Below are 8,595 nucleotides of genomic sequence, written 5' to 3'. Positions count from 1 at the left end.
GGCGCCGTGGGCTATCTGCTCCGCGGCGGGCTCAGTCTCTACGGCAGACGGACCGGTCTGGCCGCCAACCACGTCCGGGCCGTCGAGCTGGTGACGGCGGACGGCGCGCCGCGGCGCGTGGACGGCGCGGAGGACCCGGAGCTGTTCTGGGCCGTGCGCGGCGGCGGTGGGGGCTTCGGGGTGGTGACGGCCGTCGAGGTCGCCCTCTTCCCGGCCACGAGGGTCATCACCGGCGCGGCGTTCTGGCCCGCCGTCCACGCGGAACGGCTGCTCTCCCTGTGGCGCCGGTGGACCCTTGACGCCCCGTGGGACGTCACCACCTCGGTCCGCGTCATGAACCTGCCGCCGCTGCCCGACGTCCCGCCCGCCCTGGCCGCCGGCCCGGTCCTGTGCGTGGACGGCGCGGTGACCGTCCCGCCGGACGGCGACCCGCGCACCGCGCACCGCCACACCGACGACCTCCTGGGACCGCTGCGCGCGGTCGCCGCGCCGCTGCTCGACACCTGGCAGGAGACCACGCCGCGGGCGGTGCTGACGGCCCATATGGACCCGTCGGACCCGGTCCCGGTCATCGGCGACCACATGCTGCTCAGCGACCTCGGCGAGGAGGGCCTTCGCCGCTTCCTCTCGGTCACCGGGCCGGGCTCCGGCTCCCCCCTGATCGTCGCCGGCCTGCGCCAGCTCGGCGGCGCCTACGCCCTCCCCCACCCCGACGGCGGCGCCCTCGACCACCTCGACGCCCCCTACTCCTACGCGGGCTCCGCCGCCCCCTTCGGCGACACCACCGAGGAGGCCGTACGCCGCCACTGCGCGGTGGTCCGCTCCGCGCTGGCGCCCTGGGACACGGGACGCACCGTCCCCTCGTTCGTGGAGAGCTGGACCCAGCCGCAGGGGCATCTCGACGAGGAGCGGGTCCGCGTCCTCGACCGCGTCCGGGCCCGGGTCGACCCGCACGGCCTGTTCGCCGGGGACATCGCGCCGGGTTGCTCGTCCGCCGGCTGACACGCGCTCGGGGACGGCCCCGCCGCCACCCGTTGCTCCGGCGGGCGCCTCGCGTCGCTACGGGGCGGTCCGGGGTCGTTCTCCGGGGGCGGCGCGCGCCGAGGGGCGGACCACCCGGTGGTCCGCCCCTCGGCGGGAGGTTTACCAACGCCCGCCCCCTCAGTCCCCCGCGACCTCCGGCAGGACCTTCTCCGCGACGAGTTCCGTGCGGCGTACCGGGTCCGGTCCGGAGATGATGCCGATCGCCGTGCGGATGCCCTGGCCGGCGAGGCGCCGGAGCGTCTCGACGAGCGCACCGGCCTTCTCGCCCTTGTCGCCGACGTCGAAGGGGAGGATGCAGGTCTTCTCGATCGCGTCGTAGTCGCGGCCCTCGTCGGCACAGTGGCGGCGGAGGGCGTCGAGCCTGTCGGGCAGGTCGGGGCCGGGGTAGAGGTTGCAGGCGTCGCCGTAGCGGGCGACCAGCCGGAGGGTCCTGCGGACGCCCCCGCCGCCGATCAGGATCGGGGGGTGCGGCCGCGACAGGCTCTGCGGCACGTTCAGGGGGCGCGGCAGGCGGTAGTGGTCGCCGTCGACGGGGTCCGGGTCACCGTGCCACAGGGCCAGGCAGATCCGCAGGGTCTCTTCGAGCAGGGCGAAGCGGGTGGCCGTCGGGGGGAAGGGCATGCCCATCCCCACCGCCTCCTCCTCGTACCATCCGGCGCCGATGCCCAGCATCGCCCGGCCGCCGGAGAGGACGTCGAGGGTGGTGACGGTCTTGGCCAGCAGGGCGGGGTGGCGGAAGTGCACTCCGGCGACGACGGGGGCGAGCCGGATGCGGCGGGTGTGGGCGGCGAGGGTGGCGAGGGTGGTGAAGCACTCCAGATAGGGCTGGTCCTCGCCGCCCGCGTGCGGGCCCTGCCACAGGTGGTCGCCGACCCCGATCAGCGAGAACCCCGCCTCGTCGGCGGTGCGCGCGATCCCGGCGACGGTGTCGGCCATCCGGGCCGGCCCCCCGTCCCAGGCGAACTCTCCCAGTTCCAGGCCAATCTCCACGCCGTACCTCCCCTTCGATCGATGCGCTCCGGCGGGTAGGGGTTCATGCTCACACCGGTGCCCTTACGGCGCTTCTTCGAGGTTGCGCCACCGGCCCCGGGGCGCGGCCGTCGGCAGCGCAACCTTGAAGATGCGGTACGCGCCGGTGGTGACGACGCTGGGCCTGGCCCCGCGCACGACCGACGTAAGGAGATGCCGTGTCCCCGACGGACGGTTGGGATCTGCTCCTGCCGCGCGACGACCTCACCGCGAGCGAGGTCCGCCCGGCCCCGCACCCGCCCCTGCGCCCCGGCGAGGTGCGGCTGGCCGTCGAGAAGTTCGCCCTGACCACGAACAACGCGACCTATGCGCGGCTGGGCGACTCCACCATGCCGTTCCTCGACGCCTTTCCCGGCCCGGCCGGTTACGCCCGGCTGCCGGTGTGGGGCGTCGCCCGGGTGACCGGTTCGGCGCACCCGGACATCGCCGAGGGCGCCCGCTGCTTCGGCTATCTGCCCCTGTCGACCCACCATGTCGTGGCGGCCGGGCCGGCGACGGGCGGCTTCACGGACACGGCTCCGCAGCGCGCGTTCCTCCACCCCTGGTACCGCACGTACCGGTACGTGGACGGGCCCGAAGGGCTCGACGACCGCCGCACCGTGCTGCGCCCGCTCTTCCCCGCGGCCTTCCATCTCGCCGCGTTCCTCGGCGGCCTCGCCGAAGCGCCGGGCCGCGAGGGGCCGCTGCCGGTGGTGGTGACCAGCGCCTCCAGCAAGACCGCGATCGCCCTCGCCCATCTGCTGGCGGAGCGCCCGTCGGTCACGGTGACCGGTCTGACCGCGTCCGGCCACACCGCGTTCGTCCGGGGCCTCGGGTGCTACGACACGGTCGCGGCGTACGGGGCGTTGGAGTCGCTGCCGCGCACGCCGGGCACGGTGTTCGCCGATTTCACCGGCCGGGCCGACCGGCTCTCGGCCGTCCACCGGCACTTCTCCGGCGTCCTCGCGCACACGGCGCTCGTCGGCTACACCCATCCGGGGGCCGCGATCCAGCCGCCGCCGCTGCCCCCGCCGGTGCCGCGGATCTTCTTCACGCCCGCGGTCGAGGCCAAGGCCGTCGCCGAGGAGGGGGCCAAGGCCCACGAGGCGCGCTACGGGCCCGCCGAGGAACGGTTCGCCGCGTCCACCCGGCGCTGGCTCACCGTGCGGCGCGGGGCGGGGCCGGACGCCGTCACCGCCGTCTTCCGGCGGCTCCTCGCCGGGGAGCAGCCCCCCGAGGTGTGCGACGTCCTCCGGCCGTGACGTACGGACGGGGCCCCGCGGGTCCCGTCGGACAGGGAGGAGCACACGTGACGCAGACCCCGGACCGTACCGCCGTCCCCGCGCCCCGGCACGGGCGCTACCGCGACGGTCCGCCGCGCCGGTGGTGGCGGCGGCCCTGGATGGTCCCGCTGGCGCTGGTGGTGGCGGGCTATCTCGTCTACCAGTTGTCGCCGTACGCGCGGTTGGACGAGCACGCGGCGCCGCTGCCGCCGCACGAGGGTTTCCCGCTCTACTGGCCGCTGCTGCTGGCGCACATGGGCTTCGCGACGGTGTCGATGCTCACCGTGTGCCTCCAGGTGTGGCCGTGGTTGCGGCGTCACCGGCCCGCCGTGCACCGGATCAGCGGCCGGGTGTACGTCCTGGCGGCGCTGCCGGCCGCGGTGCTCGGGCTGGTGATCGTGCCGTTCGCGCCGCCCGTCGGCCGGATCGGCGTCACCATGGCGACGCTGACCTGGCTGGTCACCACGGTCATCGGTGTCGTGCGGGCGCGCCAGCGGCGGTTCGTGGAGCACCGGCGCTTCATGCTCTACAGCTTCGCGCTGGTGATGAACAACGTCTGGGGGGTGACCATCACCGCCGTGGGACTGCGCCTGCCCGAGCCGGTGGACCCCGACTATCTGATCGAGGCGGCCCGTTGGGTGGGGTGGGTCGTCAATCTGATGCTGGTGCAGTGGTGGCTCTACCGGACGGACCGGCGCGGGCGCGTCCGCCGCGCGCCGGTGGCGGAGCGCACGGCGGAAGAAGACGGGCGTGATCGCCGCGCGGCAGCCTGGTGACGGCCGTACGGCCACCGGAGAAGGGCGGGCGCGGCGCGGCCGGGCCGCCCGGGAGGGATGCACATGACCGAGGTGTCACAGCCGTCCGCCGTCCCGGAGGGGTTCGGGCCGCACGCCATCGCCCGGTCCGACCGGCGCTATCCGAGTCTGGTGCGCGGCAGCAACCACCGCTTCGTCGGCAGACCGGACTACGTCCGGGTGGTGACGTCCACGGAGCAGGCCGTCGAGGCGGTGGGCGCGGCGGTGGCCGCGGGCCGGCGCATCGCGGTGCGCAGCGGCGGGCACTGCTTCGAGGGGTTCGCGGCCGCCCCCGAGGGCGGTGTCCAACTGGACATGTCGGAGATGAAGCAGGTCCACTTCGACGCCGCCCGGCGCGCGTTCTGCGTGGAGGCGGGCGCGACCCTGGGGCATCTGTACCGCACGCTGTTCAAGGGCTGGGGTGTGACCGTGCCGGCCGGCGAGTGCACGGAGGTCGGGGTGGGCGGGCACTTCGCGGGCGGCGGGTACGGGCCGCTGTCCCGCAGCCTCGGCGCGATCGTCGACTACCTGTACGCGGTGGAGGTCGTGGTCGTCGGCCGGGACGGCACGGCCCGCGCCGTGGTGGGGAGCCGGGAGCCGGACGATCCGCACCACGACCTGTGGTGGGCCCACACCGGCGGGGGCGGCGGCAACTTCGGGGTGGTGACGCGCTACTGGCTGCGGTCCCCGGGCGCCGAATCCGACGACCCGGCCGCGCTGCTGCCCCCGGCGCCGCGCTCCTGGCGCAACGGGATGTGCGCCTGGAGCTGGGACGCGATGACCGAGGAGGACTTCACCCGCATCCTGGCCAACACGGGCGCGTGGTTCGAGCGGAACAGCGGCGCCGACTCGCCGTACGCGAAGATGATGGCGTTCTTCCTCGGCTCGCACCGGTCGGGGTACGGGGTGGCGGTCGGCGCGATGATCGACGACGAGGTGCCGGGCGCCGAGGACCTGGTGAACTCCTACTTCGACGCGGTCTGCGAGGGGGTGTCGGCCCCGCCGGCACGCCATCAGGTCGTCTGGCCCTGGCTGTACTTCTCCGCGTACCCGAACTGGGGCGACCAGGGCACCCGCGACGTCCGCCGCATCAAGATCAAGGCGGCGTATCTGCGCCGGGGCTACTCACCCGAGCAGATCGCCACGATCTACCGCCATCTCGACGGTGGCCCGCCCAGCCCCGCCCAGCTGATCCTCATCGGCTACGGCGGGCAGGTGAACACCGTGGCGCCGGAGGCGACGGCGACGGCGCAGCGCGACTCCATCCTCAAGGCGGCCTTCCTGTCGGTGTGGGGGGACGAGGCCGAGGACGAGACGCACATCGGGCGGCTGCGGGAGTTCTACCGCGACGTCTACGCGGACACCGGGGGCGTGCCGGTGCCGAACGAGCGCAACGACGGCTCGTACATCAACTATCCCGACGTGGACCTCGCCGACCCGGCGTGGAACACCTCGGGGGTGCCCTGGCACACGCTGTACTACAAGGACAACTACCCGCGTCTCCAGCGGGTGAAGAAGCGTTACGACCCGCGGAACGTGTTCCGGCACGGCCTGTCCGTGGAGCCCGCCGGCTGAGTCCGGGCGGGCCCGCGCGCCGCCGGCCTCGCGTGACGGCGAGGTGAGCAATCTGGGAGAAGTCACGGGCCTCTCCCGGTGCCAAGATCTTCCCGCGGGTGTCCGTCAAGGTCCCGGAGCCGAACGCGGCTGCCGGAAGCCGCACTTCGACCGCTCTACGGATTGGGGACGTGGTGGAGAGAAGAGGATTTCTGGCCCTCGGCGGGCTGGCGCTCGGCAGCATGGCGGGGGTGGGGCTGGCGTCCGGTCGGCAGAATCGTTCCGTCGCGCAGCCGCACCACACGTCCGCCTCCCCCGCGGCCGCGGCCGGGCGGGCGCCGCGGGCGACGCCGTTCACCGTGGAGATGCCCGTGCCGCCCGTCCTGCGGCCGGTCCGTACGGACTCCACCACGGACGTCTACGAACTGGGGCTCCAGCCGGCTGACGTCGAGATCCTGCCGGGGCTGCGGACGCCGATGCTGACGTACGGCGGCGGGTTCGTCGGCCCGACGATACGGGCCCGCACCGGACGCCAGATAAAGATCACCTACCGCAACGGGCTCGCCGAGCCCGCCAATGTCCATCTGCACGGCGGCCATGTGCCCGCGAGCAGCGACGGGCACCCCAGCGACATCATCGCGCCCGGGAAGACCCGCCTGCACCTCTACCCCAACCAGCAGCAGGGCGCGACGCTCTGGTACCACGACCACAGCCACCACGGCGAGGCCGAGCACGTCTACCGCGGTATGCACGGCTTCTATCTGATCGACGACCCCGCCGAGGACCAGCTCGGGCTGCCGAGCGGCGAGTACGACGTGCCGATCATGCTCCGGGACGCCCTGCTCGACGCGAAGGGTGCCCTGGTGTCGGGCACTCCCCCGGACGAACGCACCACCCTCCTCACGAACGGGAAGCCGCAGCCGTACTTCCGGGTCGCCGCGCGCAAGTACCGGTTCCGGCTGCTCAACAGCGCCCTGGAGCGGGTCTTCCAGCTCTCCCTGGAAGGGGCCGAGGTGACGCAGATCGCCAGCGACGGCGGGCTGCTGCCCGCGCCCGTGCCGCGCAGCGGGTTCCGGCTCAGCTCGGGCGAGCGGACGGAGATCGTGGTGGACTTCTCCCGCCACAAGGTCGGCTCCCGGCTGGTGCTCTCCGACGCCACGGGCGGCCCGGTCCTCCGCTTCGACGTCGACCGGGAGGCGCCCGACACCAGCCGGCTGCCCGACCGGCTGCGGGCGCTGCCCGCCCTGCCGCGGGCGACGGTCGAGCGCGAGGTGGTCCTCGCCTCCGACATGTCGGGCGAGATGCCGGTGGGGCTCGTCGACGGGAAGCCGTTCGACATGGACCGGGTCGATGTCACGGTCAAGCGCGGGGCCACCGAGATCTGGCGGGTCGTCAACGGCGACGGGTCGTTCGGCTTCAACCACAACTTCCACATGCATCTGGTGCAGTTCCGGGTGCTGGACCGCGACGGCGCGCCGCCGTCCCAGGACGACGCCGGCCTCAAGGACACCGTCGTCGTCCCGCCGGGCGCCTCCGTCCGGGTGCAGGCGACGTTCACCCCCTATCTGGGCCGCTACGTGTACCACTGCCATTTCCTGGAGCATTCGGCGATCGGGATGATGGCGCAGATGGAAGTCGTCGCGTAGCCCCTCCGACCACGGCGTGCACCGCCCACCCCCACCGGAGGTGATCTCGTGACAGAGAGCGTGACCGGCCCGCCCGCCCGCGGCGCCGGACGTACGGGCCTGTGGCTGATCGGCGCCCGGGGGGCGGTGGCGACCACCGCCGCCCTCGGACTCGCCGCCCTGCGCGCGGGGCTCACGGAACCGACCGGCTGCGTCACCGGACGGCCGCCGCTGTGCGACGCCCCGCTGCCGCGGTGGACCGATCTCGTCGTCGGCGGCCACGACACCGGCGTCCACCCCCTGGAGAAAACGGCGGAACGGCTCGCGGACCAGGGCACGGTGCCGCACCGCCTGCTGCCGGCCACCGCTCCCTTCCTGTCCGCCGTCGAGGCGGAGATCCGCCCGGGGCACGCGCCGGGCGACGGCGGGGAGCGCCAGTCGGAGGCGGCGGCGCGGCTGGCCGGCGACATCACGGACTTCCGTACCCGCCACGGCCTCGACCGCGTCGTGGTCGTCAATGTCTCCTCCACCGAACCGGCCCCGCCCGCGCTGCCCGAGCACCGGAGCCTGGACGCGTTGCGGGAGGGCATGGCCACGGCGGGACGCACGGTGCTCACCGCCGCCGGGACCGCCGCGTACGCCGCGTTCAGCAGCGGCTGCCCGTACGTCGAGTTCACGCCGTCGGCGAGCCTCGGCGTCCCGGCGCTGCGGGAGCTCGCGGACCTGCGGCGACTGCCCTACGCGGGGTGCGACGGCAAGACCGGCCAGACGCTGCTGCGGTCGGTGCTCGCCCCGATGTTCGCCGACCGCGCGCTGGCCGTCCGCTCCTGGGCGGGCACCAATCTGCTGGGCGGCGGGGACGGCGCGACGCTCGCCGACCCTCGGGCGGCGGCCGGGAAGCTGGCGTCCAAGTCCCGGGGCCTGGAAGCGCTGCTGGGCCACGAGGTCGCCGCGCCCCTGCACATCGACAACGTCCCGCACCTCGGGGACGTCAAGACCGCCTGGGACCATGTGGCGTTCGAGGGCTTCCTCGGTGCCCGGATGACACTGCAACTGTCGTGGACGGGGCACGACTCCGCGCTGGCCGCGCCCCTCGTCCTCGATCTCGCCCGGCTGACGGCGCTGGCGCACCGCTCCGGTGAGCGGGGGCCGCTACGGCCGCTGGCGTTCTTCTTCAAGTCGCCCGTCGGCGACGCCCCGCACCGCTTCGACGCGCAGGTACGGGAGTTGCACCGATGGGTCGCGCGGCTGGGCGGGCGGGCGTGAGGGGCGCCCTCCGCCCGGCCG

The 8,595-nt window shown here is 74.2% G+C and carries 7 protein-coding genes; 6 read left to right on the top strand and 1 reads right to left on the bottom strand.

The window, feature by feature from the left end; genetic code table 11:
• Positions 1 to 1,002: FAD-binding oxidoreductase (locus AC51EU_RS23610; RefSeq protein WP_496269053.1), on the top strand; the 1,002-nt coding region annotated here is incomplete at its 5' end.
• Between the two features lie 159 nt (positions 1,003 to 1,161).
• On the opposite strand, the gene AC51EU_RS23605 is transcribed toward AC51EU_RS23610, so the two are convergent.
• The gene (locus AC51EU_RS23605; RefSeq protein WP_496269052.1) at positions 1,162 to 2,034 is read right to left on the bottom strand and encodes an LLM class F420-dependent oxidoreductase; all 873 of its coding nucleotides are present in this window, start codon (positions 2,032 to 2,034) and stop codon (positions 1,162 to 1,164) included.
• Between the two features lie 197 nt (positions 2,035 to 2,231).
• On the opposite strand from AC51EU_RS23605, the gene AC51EU_RS23600 reads away from it, so the two are divergent.
• The 5 genes from AC51EU_RS23600 (at position 2,232) to AC51EU_RS23580 (ending at position 8,574) form a co-directional block, all read left to right on the top strand.
• A complete protein-coding gene (locus AC51EU_RS23600) occupies positions 2,232 to 3,314 on the top strand; it encodes a DUF2855 family protein (RefSeq protein ID WP_496269051.1) in 1,083 nt (360 codons plus the stop codon).
• A 47-nt stretch (positions 3,315 to 3,361) separates the two neighbouring features.
• Entirely contained in the window at positions 3,362 to 4,111 is a 750-nt protein-coding gene (locus AC51EU_RS23595; protein ID WP_496269050.1) for a DUF2306 domain-containing protein, read from the top strand.
• 63 nt (positions 4,112 to 4,174) lie between these two features.
• Complete coding sequence (locus AC51EU_RS23590) at positions 4,175 to 5,704, top strand: FAD-binding oxidoreductase (protein WP_496269049.1); 1,530 nt, start codon at positions 4,175 to 4,177, stop codon at positions 5,702 to 5,704.
• Between the two features lie 170 nt (positions 5,705 to 5,874).
• Positions 5,875 to 7,329: a multicopper oxidase family protein gene (locus AC51EU_RS23585; protein ID WP_496269048.1), complete on the top strand. Its 1,455-nt coding sequence runs from the start codon at positions 5,875 to 5,877 to the stop codon at positions 7,327 to 7,329.
• A 48-nt stretch (positions 7,330 to 7,377) separates the two neighbouring features.
• Positions 7,378 to 8,574 carry an inositol-3-phosphate synthase gene (locus AC51EU_RS23580; RefSeq protein WP_496269047.1) on the top strand — a complete coding sequence of 399 codons (1,197 nt, stop codon included), beginning with the start codon at positions 7,378 to 7,380 and terminating at the stop codon, positions 8,572 to 8,574.
• Positions 8,575 to 8,595 lie beyond the last annotated feature (21 nt).

This window comes from Candidatus Streptomyces philanthi (genome assembly GCF_059553635.1).
Note: the sequence above shows the minus strand (reverse complement) of the source record. Positions and strands in the feature narration are given on the sequence as shown.

Coding starts and splice junctions, on each gene's coding strand:
- AC51EU_RS23590 (WP_496269049.1), top strand. CDS start 4,175: ATGACCGAGGTGTCACAGCCGTCCGCCGTCCCGGAGGGGTTCGGGCCG.